The organism is Nocardioides sp. BGA-UO-ETr-FS32 (assembly GCF_059567905.1).
Map to the genome: position 1 here is coordinate 46,473 of NZ_JCAQOX010000016.1, position 15,400 is coordinate 61,872.

16 protein-coding genes are annotated in these 15,400 nt (G+C 72.1%); 7 read left to right on the forward strand and 9 right to left on the reverse strand.

From position 1 onward, the window contains the following. Positions 1 to 40 precede the first annotated feature (40 nt). Positions 41 to 682 (forward strand): SatD family protein, encoded by a 642-nt coding sequence (locus tag AC57BS_RS17915; protein ID WP_496412804.1) that lies wholly within the window; start codon positions 41 to 43, stop codon positions 680 to 682. Continuing rightward, entirely contained in the window at positions 679 to 1,413 is a 735-nt protein-coding gene (locus AC57BS_RS17920; protein WP_496412805.1) for a hypothetical protein, read from the forward strand. Before AC57BS_RS17915 ends, AC57BS_RS17920 begins: the two co-directional genes overlap by 4 nt. A 124-nt stretch (positions 1,414 to 1,537) precedes the next feature. Here AC57BS_RS17920 and AC57BS_RS17925 read toward each other — a convergent pair whose 3' ends face one another. The 7 genes from AC57BS_RS17925 to cobT all read right to left on the reverse strand — a co-directional run bounded on the left by AC57BS_RS17925 (position 1,538) and on the right by cobT (position 8,231). Continuing rightward, positions 1,538 to 1,822 carry a GlsB/YeaQ/YmgE family stress response membrane protein gene (locus AC57BS_RS17925; protein ID WP_496412806.1) on the reverse strand — a complete coding sequence of 95 codons (285 nt, stop codon included), beginning with the start codon at positions 1,820 to 1,822 and terminating at the stop codon, positions 1,538 to 1,540. A 245-nt stretch (positions 1,823 to 2,067) separates the two neighbouring features. Next, positions 2,068 to 3,096: a calcium-binding protein gene (locus tag AC57BS_RS17930; protein WP_496412807.1), complete on the reverse strand. Its 1,029-nt coding sequence runs from the start codon at positions 3,094 to 3,096 to the stop codon at positions 2,068 to 2,070. A 428-nt stretch (positions 3,097 to 3,524) separates the two neighbouring features. After that, positions 3,525 to 4,991, reverse strand: coding sequence for a hypothetical protein (locus tag AC57BS_RS17935; RefSeq protein ID WP_496412808.1), 1,467 nt, complete (start codon positions 4,989 to 4,991; stop codon positions 3,525 to 3,527). Positions 4,992 to 5,261: 270 nt separating this feature from the next. Next, positions 5,262 to 5,873, reverse strand: a complete 612-nt coding sequence (locus tag AC57BS_RS17940) for a hypothetical protein (RefSeq protein ID WP_496412809.1) — start codon at positions 5,871 to 5,873, stop codon at positions 5,262 to 5,264. Beyond that, positions 5,870 to 6,397 (reverse strand): bifunctional adenosylcobinamide kinase/adenosylcobinamide-phosphate guanylyltransferase, encoded by a 528-nt coding sequence (gene cobU / locus AC57BS_RS17945; RefSeq protein ID WP_496412810.1) that lies wholly within the window; start codon positions 6,395 to 6,397, stop codon positions 5,870 to 5,872. The genes AC57BS_RS17940 and cobU overlap by 4 nt, the downstream gene beginning before the upstream one ends. A 24-nt stretch (positions 6,398 to 6,421) precedes the next feature. Then, positions 6,422 to 7,186 (reverse strand): adenosylcobinamide-GDP ribazoletransferase, encoded by a 765-nt coding sequence (locus AC57BS_RS17950; protein ID WP_496412811.1) that lies wholly within the window; start codon positions 7,184 to 7,186, stop codon positions 6,422 to 6,424. A gap of 4 nt (positions 7,187 to 7,190) precedes the next feature. Then, on the reverse strand, positions 7,191 to 8,231 hold the full coding sequence (cobT, locus tag AC57BS_RS17955) for a nicotinate-nucleotide--dimethylbenzimidazole phosphoribosyltransferase (protein WP_496412812.1): 1,041 nt from the start codon (positions 8,229 to 8,231) through the stop codon (positions 7,191 to 7,193). Between the two features lie 53 nt (positions 8,232 to 8,284). Here cobT and AC57BS_RS17960 point away from each other — a divergent pair, with 53 nt between their 5' ends. From AC57BS_RS17960 to ctlX, 4 genes are read left to right on the forward strand one after another with little or no spacing between them, the layout of a single operon-like run. Beyond that, positions 8,285 to 8,818: a 2'-5' RNA ligase family protein gene (locus AC57BS_RS17960; protein ID WP_496412813.1), complete on the forward strand. Its 534-nt coding sequence runs from the start codon at positions 8,285 to 8,287 to the stop codon at positions 8,816 to 8,818. A 33-nt stretch (positions 8,819 to 8,851) separates the two neighbouring features. Further along, positions 8,852 to 9,055, forward strand: a complete 204-nt coding sequence (locus AC57BS_RS17965) for a hypothetical protein (protein WP_129456469.1) — start codon at positions 8,852 to 8,854, stop codon at positions 9,053 to 9,055. A gap of 7 nt (positions 9,056 to 9,062) precedes the next feature. Beyond that, positions 9,063 to 10,163 carry a threonine aldolase family protein gene (locus AC57BS_RS17970; protein ID WP_496412814.1) on the forward strand — a complete coding sequence of 367 codons (1,101 nt, stop codon included), beginning with the start codon at positions 9,063 to 9,065 and terminating at the stop codon, positions 10,161 to 10,163. Further along, positions 10,160 to 11,191 carry a citrulline utilization hydrolase CtlX gene (ctlX, locus tag AC57BS_RS17975; RefSeq protein WP_496412815.1) on the forward strand — a complete coding sequence of 344 codons (1,032 nt, stop codon included), beginning with the start codon at positions 10,160 to 10,162 and terminating at the stop codon, positions 11,189 to 11,191. Before AC57BS_RS17970 ends, ctlX begins: the two co-directional genes overlap by 4 nt. A 61-nt stretch (positions 11,192 to 11,252) precedes the next feature. Here the strand turns inward: ctlX and AC57BS_RS17980 are convergent, their stop codons facing one another. Together AC57BS_RS17980 and AC57BS_RS17985 are read right to left on the reverse strand one after the other, a co-directional pair. Continuing rightward, complete coding sequence (locus AC57BS_RS17980) at positions 11,253 to 13,292, reverse strand: PhoX family protein (RefSeq protein ID WP_496412816.1); 2,040 nt, start codon at positions 13,290 to 13,292, stop codon at positions 11,253 to 11,255. Between the two features lie 129 nt (positions 13,293 to 13,421). Next, a complete protein-coding gene (locus AC57BS_RS17985) occupies positions 13,422 to 14,705 on the reverse strand; it encodes an endonuclease/exonuclease/phosphatase family protein (RefSeq protein WP_496412817.1) in 1,284 nt (427 codons plus the stop codon). Between the two features lie 197 nt (positions 14,706 to 14,902). On the opposite strand from AC57BS_RS17985, the gene AC57BS_RS17990 reads away from it, so the two are divergent. After that, a complete protein-coding gene (locus AC57BS_RS17990) occupies positions 14,903 to 15,322 on the forward strand; it encodes a hypothetical protein (protein WP_496412818.1) in 420 nt (139 codons plus the stop codon). Positions 15,323 to 15,400: the final 78 nt, after the last annotated feature.

Below are 15,400 nucleotides of genomic sequence, written 5' to 3' on the forward strand. Positions count from 1 at the left end.
CATGTTGGACAAATGAAGCGATAACCTTCACGATGGGGTGATGACCGCCGTCGCCACCGTCATCGGGGACCTCGTGGGCTCGCGAGCATCGCTGGATCGGGGCGACCTGCACCAGCGCCTGGGAAGCGTGCTCGCCGAGGTGAACGACCTGGTCTCGCCCGTACGCGGCCTCTGGATCACCGCGGGCGACGAGTACCAGGGCACGTTCGCGACCGTGGGGGAGGCCGTGCGCGCCACGCTGCTCGTCCGGGTGCGGCTGTGGCCGACCCACGACGTGCGCCACGGCATCGGCTGGGGCGAGACCACCGTGCTCGACGAGGCGGGCATCGAGGACGGCCCGGGCTGGTGGGCCGCCCGTGCGGCGATCGACGCGGCCGAGCGGGCTGCCGAGACGCCGGCGCAGAGGTGGCTGCGTACGGCGTACGTCGTGGCCGACGGCGCGGAGGGCGGTGCCGACCCCGCGCTGGTGAATGCCGGCCTGGTCCTGCGCGACGAACGGGTCAGCGGCCTGTCGGAGCGCTCGGTGTCGGTGCTGCGTGGTCTGCTGTCCCACGAGACCCAGCGCGACCTCGCCGAAGCGCTGGGGATCAGCGCGTCCGCGGTGTCACAGCGGGTGCGCGCCGACGGGCTGGCGGCGATCGTCGCGGCCCACGACCTGCTCGCCCCGGAAGGAGACCGATGAGCTGGCTCGGGATCCTGCTGATCGGGTTCGCCGTCACCGACCTCACCCACGCGGTGCGCCGTACGCGCTACCTGCCCGAGTGCGTCGGCGCGCTCGCCGCGCTCGTCGTGGGCGTGCTCGCCGGGCTCACCTCCGGTCGCGACGTGGTCGCGCTGCTGGTGATCGCGGTCGTCGTCCTCCTGTGGGGACTGACGGTGACGTGGGGCTTCGGCCATCCCGGGCCCAAGCCGGCGCGCGTGCCGCTCGCGCTGTTCGTCGTCGCGCTCCTCGCGGCGGTGGCGTGCTCGGGGCTCGCGCCCGAGTCGGGTGGGCAGCTGGGGCGCTGGCTCGGCTCGGTGTCCCTACCTGCGCTCGAAGGGCTGGAGGCCGACCGCTTCCTGCTGCTGCTCGGCGCCTTCATGATCCAGCTGTCCACGGGCAACGTGCTGGTCCGGCTCGTCCTCAAGTCCACCGGGACCATCAACCCACGCGCCGACGGCCAGATGCCGCCGACGCAGCTCAAGGGCGGCCGCCTGCTCGGCCCGCTCGAGCGGGTCTTCATCCTGGCCCTCGCGCTCGGTGGCCAGGTCACCGCGGCCAGCGTGGTCGTGGCGGCGAAGGGCCTGCTGCGCTTCCCCGAGCTGTCCTCGCGCGACGAGCAGCAGACGGTCCACGAGATGACCGAGTACTTCCTGCTCGGGTCGTTCGCGTCGTGGCTGGTGGCGTTGGGGGCGTTCGTCCTGGTGTCGTGAGCGGGCGGCTGTCGAGGCCGTGCGCAGGATGCAGGGACGTCGACCGGGCCTCGTCGCGGCGAGCCGCAACGAGGCCCCGCCCTGTTCAGGTGCGGGGCCTCGTTCGTGGTACAGCTCGCTCGCCTCAGAGCCGCGAGCGGGTCCCGGTGTTGCGACCGGTGGCGGTCGAGGCGATCACGACCAGGACGGCAGCAGTCAGGATCGCGACGATCCAACGGACCCAGTCGACGCCGCCCGAGCCGTTGCCGCCGAAGAACGAGTAGATCCAGTAGCCCAGCAGCACGCCGCCGATGCCGCAGAGGATCGTGAGCCAGATCGGAATGTTGTCCTTGTCGCCCGGAGCGACGAACTTCCCGAGCAGACCGATGATCGCTCCGATGATGATGAGCACGATGAGATCCAGGATCATGATCGGTCACCCCTTTCTTGTGTCACTGGCTTGTGGCTGAGTGCCGGCATCACCTGCCGGTCCCACACCTAGTTCCCCGATCTGGTCGTCCCAGTCGCCACGCCACCCGGAAGGAGGGGGCTTCTCTCGCCCCCTCGCGCCCGATCGGGCTCATCTCGCAGTGGGCCGCTCCGACAAGCCATTGGCTCGGGCGACCGCTCGGATCTGCCGATGAGCGCCCAGGGCGATCGTCAGCCCTCGTGGCTTCAGCGTTCGCAGCGACGCTCGCGTTCGGCAACGCAGCGGTCCTGGCGGCCAATCTCCCCGTCGGCGGTGTCGCGACCGCCGCCTCCGCGGAGCATGTCCGACCCATCGCCGCCCCTGAGGTCGTCGCGGCCGCTGCCACCGAGAAGCACGTCTGATCGGGAGCGACCTTGGAGTTCGTCGTTGCCTGCGTTCCCGACCAGCCGGTTGCGGCCCAGCCACCCCCTGATGTTGTCGTCGCCGGATCCACCACGCATCGTGGCTTTCATGCCCTCGCACTCCGATTTGAGCTGGGCCTCGGGGCCGTCCTCGTTCCCATCTCCACCGCTGAGGCGGTCGTTTCCGCCCTTTCCGACGAACAGCACATCGCATCCCAAACCGAATAGGAGGTTGTCCTCGGCGTTGCCTCGCAACACCGCGCGCGGCGCGACTACGCTCGCGCCGTCGATGCCAGACAGGTTGACCGCATGGACCCCGCCGACCGTCACCATGTTGGTCTCCAGGTCGATCTCTACGTCATGGTCGGCCGACCAGACGGCGATCCCGCCACCGGTGTAGGTGCCGGGTGTCCCGGTCACCGGCGCGGTGACGGTCAGGATCGCCCAGTCGGCGTCTGTCACGGTGTCATCCGTGCCGTCCGCGTACACCACGTTTTGATTGAGCGCGGCTGAGACGGGACCGTTGTTGCCAGGTCCCCCGAGGTAGCGGTCGAGACCAGCACCTAGAAAGGCACCAATCTGTGTCCCAGCCTCGGACGCGTCCACCACGTCATCGCCGTCGCCCGCGTACACGCGCAAGGCGGTCGGGCTCACGCACACCAGGTCGTTCCCAGCGAGAGCGTAGGCGACCTGGGAGGTGCCGGTGACGATGACGTCATCACCCGGCGTGCCCTGAATGTCCGGGCCAGTCCCGACGATCGTGGCCGGGCGGCCTTGACAGGTCTGGGCAGTGTCCGAAGCCGCCGACGACGGTGCGCTCAGCGCCCCCGTAACAAGCGCGGTGACAACAAGCGTGGTCGAACGTCGAAGCACGGTTCCCCCTTGGGTGAGCCACCCGATGATGGTGGGCAGCGTGTCGGTGACGGTACGTCGCGTGCGACGGTCCTTGCTAAGACGCGCCGACCTCATAGTTAGTTGTCGGCGTTCGTCGGGTTGCGAGAGTCAAGCGGCTGTCTCGCCCGTCCCGCAGACCCCGCTGCACATCCGGATCTGCCGCGATCAGTGCGATCGCTGTGATGCGCCTGATGCGTCACGGCCACCGCACAGCTGAGCCGAGGCAGACGATGAGGGGCTCAGTGATCGTATTCGCCGCGATGCACGCGGATCGGTCGCTGAGCGGTGTCGAGTCTTCGGCGCGTCCGCCGCTGCTACTTCTGAGCTGACTTGCCGACGCCTCGGTGTGACTGAGGACGCCGACATCTCCAGCGATGCCCCTTGCCGGTCCTCGTCGAAGTCGACGCCTACCCGATGTAGAGGTCCACACCGGGTGGTGCTTCGAGGATCATCCGGGCCTTTTCGGGGTGGACGCGTCGGGTGCCGGTGTGGTCGACGAGGAACGCGAGGCCGTGTGGGGTGAGCCAGACGTAGCGTCCTTCGCCGCACTGGCGTGACTGGTAGCCCGCGTGGGTCTTCCAGCGGTGGTGGCGTCGGCCGAGTGGGCCGGAGTTGTGGGGGCCGGTCTGTCCCGGCGGCGGTTCTCGACTGTCGTCGCCCGTGCCGTGGTGCTGGTAGGGAGTGGGGTGGTCGAGGTCGACTGCTCGGTTGGTCGAGGTCGCCCAGGGCCAGTAGTCGCCGCCGGTGACGAGGTGGACCTGGTCACGCAGGGTCTCGGGGTGCTCGTAGGCGGTGTAGCGGACCCGGTTGGAGAGGTCCTTGACGGGCTGGACCTGCACGGTGTGGTGGCGCAGGAGCTCCGCGAGCCGGGTCATCGTGACGGGCCCGAGCCCCTCGACGCGGGCCACCCCGTCACTCGCAAGCGCTGCTTCGTGGAGGTGGACGTGGAGCACGGCCCTCGGCTTCAGCGGAGTCAGGTCGATGTCGCGCAGGGCGGTCAGGAGGTCGGCGGGGAACGCGTACGCCCTCGACGGGGCCGCCTGGTCCCGCTCGGGTTCCGACTCGTCCGCCTGCTCCGGCTCGACGTCGGGCTCGGTGTCGGTCGTGGGAGCGGGTGCCTCAGCGTGTTCGAGCAGCAACGCGAAGAGCTCGGCGGGGCGGGCGAGCCAGCCGAAGGCGAGGGCGCGGAGCTCGTCGGGACCGGCTTCGGGGTGGGCTGGGGCGATGATCTCGGCGACGCGGTGCACGACGGCGTCGACGGCTGCGGCGTCGCCGGCTTCGAGGCGGGCGATGAGGGTGCGCAGGCCGTGCTCGTCGGTGCGGCCGAGGCCGAGGTAGCGGCGGGAGCGTTCGGCCTCGCAGCGCTCCTCGTGCAGGTCCGGGTCGGCCTCGATGATCTTGGCCTCGGCGACCTGCAGCACGCGGCCGGGGGCCTCTCGGGCGATCATCCGGGAGACCGCGGAGTCGACCACGCCGACCACCGCGAGGGGCAGGTGGCGGGAGAGCTTCGCGATCCGGCGGGCGACCCAGGGCTCGCACTCGCCCCGGCGGCAGACGGCCCAGGTAAGGGGGAGGCGGTGCTGGAGGTCGAGGACGTCGGCGATGGCGTTGGACGTCGCGGTGACCCCGGTGCTGCGGGCGAGGCTGAAGTCCTGGATGCCGGGGGTGCCGTCGCCGCCGAGCTGGCGCAGCACGTTGCCGACGCGGCGGGCGATGTGGCCCTCGGGGCCGTCGGTGGGGTCGGTGGAGTGGGCTGCGGCCCAGGCTGCGAGGACGTCGAGCGTGTGGACCTCGGCGAGCCGGGCGGCTCGCTGGGCCTCGGTCGCGGCGGCGAGGAGGCCGGCTGCGTCGAGGTCGGTGAGGTCGGTGGTCATGGGTTGATTCTAGATGGGGCCACCGACACTCTGACCTGCGCAGACGGGGTTGTGGAGAACTGATTTCGAACAGGACGTCGAGGGGTCTCGATACGCCGCTCGCTGCGCTCGCGTGCTACTCGACCAGCGAGCGGGTGGGTCTCGATACGCCCGCTCGTTCCTCGCGGGCTACTCGACCAGCGAAGAGGGACGAGCTGCTCGACCAGCGAAGAGGGACGAGCTGCTCGACCAGCGAAGAGGGACGAGCTGCTCGACGAGCGACCCGGCAGGCTAGAGGCCGGCGAGCCAGGCGTGCCCGGGGTGCGCCAGCTCGAGCGCCGACCGCAACCACCCGCGAGCCTCGACGTCCAGCATCGGCGCGCACGCCTCGAAGTCGAGCTGGTCCTTCGGCCTCAGGCCGGGCGCCTTGTGCAGCAGCTGCACCTCGGGCCGGAGGTAGCGGATGCCGTCGAGGGTCCACAGGATGTCGTCGAGCGGGCGGCTGATCCTGGCGTCGCGCTTGTAGGTCCAGGTCGTCGGCGTCGCGCTCATCAGGATGACGTCGTACTCCCACGGGTCGCCGCCGCTCCGTCGGAGCCAGAGGTTCTCGCACGTCTCGGTCAAGGAGTCCGAGTCGTCGACGACCGGCGTCAGGGTGCCGCTGTCCGCCTGCCAGACGTCGAGACGCCCGGCGACGTGACGACGCAGGTCGTGGACGTCGGAGCGCAGGATGCTCGGGTCGACGTCGTCGTGCGGCCGAGGAACGCCAGTGAACACCTCGACCGCCCAGCCGCCGGCGATCCACCACTGGCGCGGATAGCCCTCGAGCAGGGCGGCGGCGTCGCGGGGCGTACGGGGACGCCACGGGCCGTAGAGGCGGACGACCTCGTCGTGGTCGGTCACAGCCGCAGGACGCGGCCGGCCACCACCAGGTGGACCTCGTCGCACGCGGCCGCCACGCGCTGGTTCACCAGTCCGAGCAGGTCGCGGAAGAGCCGACCGGAGCGGTGCTCGGGCACCACGCCCAGGCCCACTTCGTTGGTCACCAGCACGACGTCGTGCTCGCACCGGCCGAGCGCGTCGACCACCTCGTCCGTACGGGCGAGCACGAGGTCGTGGACGGCATCGGAGTCGTGGTCCCACGCGTCCGCGGCGTCGATGACCGCGGTGAGCCAGGTGCCCAGGCAGTCGACGAGCAGCGGGTCGCGGGCCCCGGCCAGCACGCCGGCGAGGTCCTGCGTCTCCACGGTTCCCCACGAGTCGGGGCGACGGGCACGGTGGGCGTCGATCCGGGCCGCCCAGTCGGGGTCCTGCTCGCGGTCGGGCGGCGTACCGGTGGCGACGTAGGTGGCGGGGGCACCGCCGATCAGCTCCTCGGCGTGGGTCGACTTGCCGGACCGCACGCCGCCGGTGACCAGGATCCGCATGGCGCGCATCCTGTCAGAGCCTGCTCAGGCAGTCGCCGCTGCCAGCACCAGCACGGCGAAGGAGACCTCCACCGCCGCGCCGAGCACGTCCCCGGTGATCCCGCCGAGACGGCGTACGCACCGCAGCAGCAGTGCGACCACGACGGCCACCATCGCCACCAGCCCCAGCAGCAGCGACCACTGGGCGTCGAGCCCGCGGCCGGAGAGGGCCACCGCCACGGCGGCGAGCACCAGCGTCGCGATCGCCCCGACGACGGGCACTGCGCCGATGCAGGTGGCGCCGAGACCGTCGGGTCGCGCTGCGGGCACACCGCGTACGCATGCGAGGGCCAGCGATGCGCGCGAGGCGCACACCAGCAGCCCGACCACCCACCAGGCGTGCTCGTGGCGCACGACCGCCTGCAGGCCCGCCGCCTGCAGGCCTGCCACCAGCACGACGGCGACCACGCCAGCCGGACCAACCGGTCCGGTGCGCATCACCTCGAGCGAGCGGGCGGGGGAGTAGGACGCGGTCAGCCCGTCGGCGGTGTCGGCGAGCCCGTCCCAGTGGAACGCCCGCGTGCCGAGGGCGAGCGCGAGCACGACGACGTACGCCGTGGGGAGCGGCGGCATGCCGACCAGGTCGGCCAGCACGACGATCGCCGCCGCGGCGAACCCGAGGGGCAGCGCGGCGAGCGGCGCGAGCGCCATCCCGAGCCCGGCGACCCTGCGGTCCACCACGCTGGGCGGCGGGACGCGTACCGCCGTCAGCGTGCCCGTGCCGAAGAGCCACGCGTCGCGCAGGAGCACGTCCTCAGCCCGGCAGGATGTCGGACAGCAGCGCCACGTCGCGCAGCACGGCGACGCCCGAGCGGAGGACGGGCAACGCAGCCACGGCGCCGGAGCCCTCGCCGAGGCGCATGCCGACGTCGAGCAGGGGCTCGAGGCCCAGCGACTTGAGGGCGTGGGCCTGCGCGGGCTCGGTCGAGCGATGGCCGGCGACCCACCAGGCGGCCGCACCGGGCGCGACCGCCTGCGCGACGACCGCGCACGCCACGGACATGAGACCGTCGAGGAGCACCGGCACGCCCCGGGCGGACGCCTCGACCAGGAAGCCCACGGCCGCGGCGAGGTCGGCGCTGCCGAGCGCGGCGAGCAGGTCGACCGGGTCCTCGGCGCGGCCCTCGGTCCGGGTCAGGGCGGCTGCCACGACGTCGCGCTTGCGGATCCAGCCGTCGTCGTCGATGCCGGTGCCGCGGCCGGTGACCTCGTCGGCGGGCAGGCCGAGGAGGGCCGCGACGAGCGCGGCGGCCGGCGTGGTGTTGCCGATGCCTAGGTCGCCGGTCATCAGCAGCTGTGCGCCGTCGTCGACGTGCTCGCCCGCTACCACGGCACCCAGCGCCAGGGAGCGCTCGACCTCGTCGCGGGTGAGCGCGTCCTCGAGGTGGATCGCGCCCGAGCCACGACGTACCTTGCGTGCCGTGACCTCGGCCGGCAGGTCGGACAGGTCCGCGTCGACCGCGACGTCGAGCAGGCTCACCCGTACGTCGTGCTCGCGGGCCAGCGCGGACACACCGGCCTGTCCCGCCACGATCGTGCGCACCATGGCCTCGGTGACGGCGGCGGGGTAGGCCGAGACCCCGTGCGCGGCGACGCCGTGGTCACCGGCGAACACCACGAGGCGTACGTCGGTCAGCGGACGCGGCGGCACCTCGCCCTGCGCCGCGGCGACCCAGGCGCCGATCTCACCGATCCGGCCGAGGGCTCCCGGGGGCGTGGCGAGCGCGGCCAGGCGCTGCCGCGCGAGGGCGGCGATGTCGGGTGAGGGCGGGGCGATGCGCGACGACTGGTCCATGGCCGGACCAGCCTAGTGACGTCCGTCCACGGCGGGCCTGCCAGTCTTGCCGCGTGCCCGGCCACTCCGTCCTCCAGCTCCCGGTGCCCGCGCTGGAGGTCTGGGTGCGTGCCCGGACGGCGCACTACGACGGTGGGTTCGTGTCGCGCGACCCACGGTTCGGGCACGCGCACATCACCGCGCTCGGACCCTTCGACCCGGCACCGTCGCGGGAGACGCTGGACCGGGTCGGCGCGATCGCCGCAGCGACGGCACCGGTCGCCGTACGCCTCGAGCGTCTCGCGCAGTTCCCCAACGGGATCATCCACCTCGTCCCGGACCCCGACGACGCGCTGCGCGACCTCACCGCCCGGCTCGTGGCCGCCTTTCCCGACTGGCCGCCGTACGGCGGGGAGTTCGACGACGTACGCCCGCACCTCACCGTCGACGCGGCCTCGGACGCCGTGGATCCCACCGTCGACCTCACCTCGACCGCCCGGCTGCTCGCGGACGTGGTGCCCGTCGACGTCGTCCTCGACCGGCTCCAGCTCGCGTGGTGGGAGTGGGGGAGCTGCCAGGTGCTGGGGGAGTGGCAGCTCGGTCGTTGACCGGCCCGAGGGTCGGCATGGCAGGATCGCCGCATGGCTTCATGGGCGCACCTCGAGATCACCGTCGACGACCAGGGCAACGTGGAGGTCGGCGGCTACAACGCCGACCCGGAGGCGCTGGTCGAGGGCACCGAGTCGTGGGAGGACCTGCTGTCCACCCTCGGGGTCAACGGCTGGGAGCTGGTGCAGGTGATCCCCGGTCCGGAGACGACGTACTGGTTCAAGCGCCACGCCTGACGTCCGCGTGAGCGAGCTCCGCGACCGCTTCCGTGCCGCATCGGCCTCCGCCGAGGCGATCTTCTGGCGCGCGCCGTCGACGCCCGCGGCGATGTTCCGCGACCTCGCGGCGTACGCAGAGGAGCACGACGTCGCGTGGGACCGCTACGGCGAGGGCGGGGCGGTGGCGCAGCTCGAGGCGGAGGTCGCCGAGCTGCTCGGCAAGCCGGCCGCCGTGATGTTCCCCAGCGGCGTGATGGCCCAGCAGGCCGCCCTGCGCGCGTGGTGCGACCGCTCGGGCTCGCGACGCGTCGCCCTGCCGGACCTGTCCCACCTGGTCCACCACGAGCAGGACGGCCCGCGCCGGGTGCTCGGCCTGGAGCTCGAGTGGCTGACCACCGGTCGGGAGACGCCCACGGCCGAGGCCCTCGCCCGCATCGGCGGACGCCTCGGCGCAGCGCTGGTCGAACTGCCGCTGCGCGACGCCGGCTGCCTGCTCCCGACGTGGGACGAGCTCGTCGAGCTGTCCGCAGCGGCGCGCGAGCGCGGGGTGCCGCTGCACGCCGACGGCGCCCGGATCTGGGAGTCGGTGCCCCACTGGGAGCGCACGCTCGCGGAAGCGGCCGACCTGTTCGACTCGATGTACGTCTCGCTCTACAAGGGGCTCGGCGCCTCGAGCGGCGCGCTCGTCGTGTGCCCCGAGGACCTCGCCGGTGAGCTGCGGTCGTGGCGCCAGCGGATGGGCGGCACGATCTTCTCGATGACGACCGCCGCCGTCGGCGGACTGATGGGCCTACGCGACGGAGTGGAGCGGTTCGGCGCCTACCGCGCCTGGGCGATCGACCTCGCGGCCGCGCTCCGCGAGCGCGGGATCCGGACCTTCCCCGAGGTCCCGCACATCGCGACCTTCCTCGCCTACGCGCCCGGCACGCCCCAGGAGGTCAACGAGCGTGTCGTCGCCCTCGTCGAGGAGCGCGGCGTCGTGCCCTGCGGGCTGTGGAGCGAGGCCGACGTGCCGGGCTGGGTGCAGACCGAGCTGACCTGCTACGAGGCCGCGATCACACGCGATCCGGGCGACGTGGCAGCGTTGGTGGCCGAGGCCGTCGGGGCCGCTACATTCCTCCCGTGAGTGCCCAGGCCCCTTCCGCAGTCATCCTCATCCGCGCGACCAGCTTCGTCCCCAACCCGGCGACGGCGGCCGACAACGCCTTCCAGTCCGACGTCCCCGCCGGGCAGTCCCAGGAGTCGACCGCGGCCCACGCGCTGGCCGAGATGGACGCGCTCGCCGAGGCGCTGCGCGCGGTCGGGGTACGGGTCCACGTCTTCGACGACGACGACCACACCCGCCCCGACAGCGTCTTCCCCAACAACTGGGTGTCCACGCACGCCGGCGGCACCGTCGCCGTCTACCCGATGTACGCCTCCAACCGCCGCCACGAGCGTCGTGCCGACGTCCTGGAGATGCTCAAGTCGGAGTACCGCGTGCAGGCGATCGTCGACTACTCCGGCCTCGAGCCGGACGGCATCTTCCTCGAGGGCACGGGCGCGATGGTGCTCGACCACGTGTCGCGGGTCGCCTACACCGCCCGCAGCCACCGCGCCGACATCGCCGTGCTCGAGCGCTTCTGCACCGACTTCAACTACGAGCCGATGGCCTTCGACGCCGTCGACTCCCACGGCGTGCCCGTCTACCACACCAACGTCATCGCCTGCATCGGCACCGACGTCGCGATGATCGCGCTCGAGATGATCCCCGACGAGCACCGCCGCCAGCAGGTGCGCGAGCGGCTCGCCGTCACCGGCCGCACGATCATCGAGCTCACCGAGGAGCAGATCCGCGAGTTCGCCGGCAACGCGGTCGAGCTGTGCGGGCGTACGGCCGACGGCAGGCGTCGCTACGTCATGGCGATGTCGGCGCGGGCGAAGCGCTCACTGAGCGCCGACCAGGTCGCCACGATCGAGCAGTCCTGCGAGATCGTCGCCGTCGACATCCCCACGATCGAGTTGGCGGGCGGCTCCGTGCGCTGCATGATCGCTGGCGTCCACCTCGACCACCGTCGTCCGCTCGCCGAGGCCGAGCTCACCGAGGCCGTCGCAGCCATCAACGAGGACAACCCCGTCACGCCCGACGGCCGCTTCGTCGACGGCAACGCCTGATCGGAGATCGTGGAGGTTCCGAGCCACCTGCTGGCTCGGAACCTCCACGATCCTCAGACACTCAGGCGCGCGTCACCTGCACGACCGACGGTCGCGGGCCGGCGAACTCACCGGAGCCGGCGGTGGCTCCGGCCGGCACGTAGTCGGGGAAGCGCGACTGGGGTGCGGCCCAGGAGCCGTCCTCGCCGGGGTGCTGGACTGCGACGAACACCGAGTCCTCGCGGTCGCGGATGACCGGACCGCACGTCTCGGCGCCGGACGGCACCGCCAGGAACTGCTGGACGTGGCCGCGCTCGGGGCCCTCGACGGGCACCTTGAACAGCGCGTCGTCGAGGTTGATGGCGCCGGGCTGGCCGTCGGTGGAGACCCAGAGGTTGCCGACGCTGTCGAACGCGACGTTGTCGGGGCACGAGATCGGCGACACCGGGCCCTCCCACCCGCCGAAGTAGCGGCCGGCCGACGCCTCGTCGCCGCAGATCAGGAACAGGTTCCAGCCGAACGTGGCGGCGGTGTGGTCACCGGCCGTCGGGATCATCTCGACGACGTGGCCGTCCTTGTTGGCCGGGCGCGGGTTGGGCTCGGTCGGCCCCTCCTTGCCGACCTTGCCGCGGTCGGTGTTGTTGGTGCAGGCGACGTAGATGCGGCCGTTGCGCAGGTTGGGCTCGACGTCCTCGGGGCGGTCCATCTTGGTCGGCTGGACGGCGTCGGCGGCCAGACGGGTGTAGACGAGCACCTCCTCGGTGGTGAAGCCGGGGACCACGGACTGCCCGTCGCGGGTCAGCGGAAGCCACTCGCCGCTGCCGTCGCTGACGCCGTCGTCGAGCCCGTCGCCGGTGAAGCGGGCCACCGACAGGTCGCCCTCGCTCAGCAGGCGGAGGTTGTGCCGGCGCGCCTTCGCGCTGCTGCCGGGGCGCATCCGGTCGCGGGAGACGAAGCGGTAGACGTAGTCGAAGCGCTCGTCGTCGCCCATGTAGGCCACGACGTGGCCGTCGCGGTTCACCACGACGGTGGCGCCCTCGTGCTTGAAGCGGCCCATCGCGGTGTGCTTCACGGGGGTGGAGGTCGGGTCGCTCGGGTCGAGCTCGACGATCCAGCCGAAGCGGTTCGGCTCGTTGCGGTAGTCGTCCGTGGTGGCGTCCCACCGCGGGTCGAGCGAGCGCCAGTTGCGCGAGTCCTGGGTGGCGGAGAGGCCGTACCGCTTCTCCTTCGGGTCCGTCCCCGTGGCGCGGAAGTACTGGTTGAAGTTCTCCTCGCCCGACAGGACCGTGCCCCACGGCGTCGTGCCGCCCGCGCAGTTGTTGAGCGTGCCGAGGACGACGCGGCCGGTCGGGTCCGCCTTCGTCTTCAGCAGGTCGGAGCCGGCGGCAGGGCCGTCGACGGCGAACGTGGTGTCGAGGGTGATGCGTCGGTTGAGGCGCGCGCCCGGGACGTACGTCCACACATCGCCGCGCTTGCGGCGGGTCAGCTCGACGACGGACATGCCGTGCGCGGCCCACGCCGTACGGATCACGGTCTCCGGGTCGGTGCCGGGAGGGAACATGATGCCCTCGTTGGTGTACTCGTGGTTGCACACGAGCAGCGCGGTGGTGCCGGCGCGGTTGGTCTCGATGATGTCGAGGTAGTCGTTGTTGTAGCCGAACTGGCCGGCCTGCGCCTCGGGGGACTGGTCGGCGGGATCGAAGGTCGGCGCGCCCGCCAGGATCGGGTCGCCCCAGCGCAGGATGGTGTCCCAGCGGTAGCCGGCGGGGACGGTCACGTCGTCCACGGTCGCGCCGACCGGTGCGATGGGGCTGAACGGCAGCCGGCCCCCGGAGCCCGGGCCGCCGGCGCCGGGCCTGGCGCCGCCCGGGGCGGCCGCCGCCTGCGCCACCGGCAGGGCGGTCAGTGCCGCCACCGAGAGACCGGTGCCGACGACCGAGCGACGGCTCAGCACCGAGGCGGCGATGTCGCGGAAGTAGGAGGTCTCGGTCGTGTTGGGCACGGCCTGGAAGCAGGCGTCGCCGCAGCGCAGGTGGCACGTCACGGCGCTGCGGTTGCCGTGGGTCTGGCCGGCCATCGGCAGGAGGGTGCGGGTGGGGCTCGGGGTCGGGCTGTGCGGCATGGGGGGACTCCGGAGATCTGAGGTCGGACGGACAGGTCCGACTCTTCTCACCCGGGTGGCCCACCGAGGGACCGGCGGGTGGACGTCAGGTGAACGTCCGCCGGCCCCTCGGCGAAACGGCTGCGTGGGTCAGCGGCCGTGCGCCCTCCCGGTGCGTACGTCGACCCAGACCAGGCGGTGGTCGCTCGCCGGGAACGGGAACGTGCCCACCAGTCGCGTGAACAGCGGGTCGGACGACGTGAGCCAGTAGACGCCCGAGTCCTGCACCGCGAGGCGCTCGCTGGGCAGGACGTAGTCGGCGCGGAGGTTGCCGGGGTTGTTGGGCAGGGAGTCGGCGAAGTCGGCGGTGTCCTCGGCGGCCGGGCCGGTGTGGGTCAGGTTGGCGCCACCGTCGCGGGCGGCCGCCTCGACGGCGCCGGCCGACGTCGGGTGCGGGTCCTGTACCCGTGGGTGGTCGAGCAGCTGGAGGATCGCGTCGTCGTAGGAGTCGCCGTCGAACGGGTCGGCGTTCTGGTCGCCGGCGATGACGAAGTCCTGCCCGCGGCCGAGGCCGCCGGTGCCGCCCTCGTCGTCGTAGATGTAGGCCGCGGCGCGCCCGCCGCTCACGTAGTCGGCCCAGAAGCGGATCTCGTCGTGGTTGCGCCTGCCGTTGCGGTCCTCCGTGCCGTCGAAGGTGGGCGGCGTCGGGTGCGAGACGAGGAAGTGGACCGGCTTGCGGCCGGGGATCCGGATCGGCACGTCCCAGTGCGACTTCGACGAGAGTCGGAAGACGTCGAGCTCCGCGGGGGAGTACCAGTCCGCCGGCGCGGGCGTGGCCGGGTCGTCCGGGAGAACAGCGCCCGGCATGTCCTTCCAGAGGAAGTGCTGGAAGGTGCGGACGTCGTCGGTGGCAATGGGGTACTTGGAGTAGACGACCATGCCGTACTGGCCCGGGAAGAGGCCGAAGCCGAACGCGTCGTCGCCGCCGCCGACGGCCCCGTTGTTGTTGAGGTCGAACCCGCTCGGGACACCGGTGTTGCTGGGGGCGACGAAGTAGTAGGGGTAGTCGACGGGCGCGGCGCCGTTGTGCCCCACCTCGAGGTAGTTGTCGCGGAACAGCTCGGCGGCGCGGCCGTCCTCGACGTAGTCGAACTCGTTGACCAGCACGACGTCGGGGTTCGTGCGCTGGATGGTCTCGGCGACCGCTGCGGCCTGCGCGTTGCCGGGGGTGGAGAGGTCCGCGACGAGCTGTCCGGCGGCGTTGCGGTTGAGCGAGGCGTTGAAGGTCGCGAAGCGGACCTCGCCGGGCGTGCTGTGCTGTCCGATCTTTCCGTGCGGGCCGGCCGCGGCGGGTGCACTGAGGGGAGCCGTGAGGCCGGTGAGGGCGAGGGCCGCGACAGCGGCGAGGGCGAGGCGGGTGGGCCGAGTACGCATGGGAACACCTTCCGGGTGGGGGTCTCGCCAACCTACGACGGACGCCGCGGTCGGCGGAAGACAGCCGTCGCCGGGTTCGGCGAGGGGTCGCCGAGTGTTCGCCGGCGAGTCACGTGCGTAACAGTCCGGGCCCGTCCGGCGCTGTAGTGGTGAAGAGGCGTGGCGAGTCAGGCCACGCCGCTACCAGGAGGAACTCCATGTCTGTCTCCACCCGATTCTGCGGTCTCGCGGCCACCGCTGCGATCGCCTTCGCCGGCTTCGCGGTCGCTCCGTCGGCCACCGCCGACGACACCACCGAGACGGTGCCCTGCGCCTCGCAGCAGGCCAAGGTCGACAAGGCCGAGGAGGCCCTCGAGCGCGTGACCGCTGTCTTCGCGCGCCAGCAGGCCAAGGTCAAGAAGGCCAAGAAGGTCGTCGAGCAGGCCGAGGCCGGCCGTGAGAAGGCGCTCGCTCGCAAGGCCCTCTCCAAGGCCAAGGACGTCCGCGACGAGACCAAGGTGACCAAGCGCGCCCAGCAGCAGCGCCTGGCCAAGGCCGAGGAGCGCCTCGCCACGTGCGAGGCGGAGGAGGCGGCCACCACGCCGACCCCCACCCCGACGCCGACCACCACGGTCTGACACGGCTGACACGCACCGGGACCCCCCACGGCACTGCCGTGGGGGGTCCTGTCGTTCCCGGCGCCTGAGATGCTTGCG